At 67.3% G+C, this 1,271-nt stretch carries 1 protein-coding gene; it reads right to left on the minus strand.

All coding sequences use genetic code 11. The features are described from left to right. Positions 1–1,256: adenosylhomocysteinase (gene ahcY / locus M8I34_RS41060; protein ID WP_250058159.1), on the minus strand; the 1,256-nt coding region annotated here is incomplete at its 3' end. Positions 1,257–1,271: the final 15 nt, after the last annotated feature.

Genomic DNA, 1,271 nt, shown 5'->3' on the forward strand with positions numbered 1-1,271 from the left:
GTCTGGTCCGCGAAGGAGTTGGACATCACGAAGGAGGGGTGGCCGGTGGCGTTGCCCAGGTTGAGCAGACGGCCCTCGGACAGCACGATCAGGACCTTGCCGTCGGGGTGGGTCCAGGTGTGCACCTGCGGCTTGACCTCGTCCTTGACGATGCCCTCGAGCTTGGCCAGGCCGGCCATGTCGATCTCGTTGTCGAAGTGGCCGATGTTGCCCACGATCGCCTGGTGCTTCATCCGCGCCATGTGCGACGCCATGATGATGTCCTTGTTGCCGGTCGTGGTCACGAAGATGTCGGCGCTCTCGACGACGTCCTCGAGGGTGGTGACCTGGTAGCCGTCCATCGCCGCCTGGAGCGCGCAGATCGGGTCGATCTCGGTGATGATCACCCGGGCGCCCTGGCCGCGCAGCGACTCCGCACAGCCCTTGCCGACATCGCCGTAGCCGCAGACCACAGCGGTCTTGCCGCCGATCAGGACGTCGGTGGCACGGTTGATGCCGTCGATCAGCGAGTGACGGCAGCCGTACTTGTTGTCGAACTTCGACTTCGTCACGGCGTCGTTCACGTTGATCGCGGGGAAGAGGAGGTCCCCGTCGCGGTGCATCTCGTACAGACGGTGCACACCGGTCGTGGTCTCCTCGGTCACACCACGGATCTCGGAGGCCAGGTGCGTCCACTTCTGCGGCGCCTCGCCCAGCGTGCGCGTCAGCAGCTCCAGCACCGCCCGGTGCTCGTCGCTCTCCGCCGTCTCGACGCCCGGGACCTTGCCGGCCTTCTCGTACTCGACGCCCTTGTGGACCAGCAGAGTGGCGTCACCGCCGTCGTCGAGAATCATGTTGGGACCGCCGGTGGGCGAGTTCGGCCAGGTCAGCGCCTGCTCCGTGCACCACCAGTACTCCTCCAGGGACTCGCCCTTCCAGGCGAAGACCGGGATACCGGCCGGTGCCTCGGGGGTGCCGTTCGGGCCGACCGCGATGGCCGCGGCGGCGTGGTCCTGGGTGGAGAAGATGTTGCAGGACGCCCAGCGGACCTCGGCGCCCAGGGCGGCCAGGGTCTCGATCAGGACGGCGGTCTGCACAGTCATGTGCAGGGAACCGGTGATACGCGCACCGGCCAGCGGCTGAGCCGCCGCGTACTCCCTGCGGATCGCCATCAGACCGGGCATCTCATGCTCGGCCAGGGTGATCTCCTTGCGGCCGAAAGCGGCAAGGGAAAGGTCGGCGACCTTGAAGTCCTGGCCGGTGGCTGCTGTCGTCATGCGGGCTGCTCCTCG

Origin of the sequence: Streptomyces sp. MCA2, assembly GCF_023544705.1 — a bacterium.
Taxonomy (GTDB): domain Bacteria; phylum Actinomycetota; class Actinomycetes; order Streptomycetales; family Streptomycetaceae; genus Streptomyces; species Streptomyces decoyicus.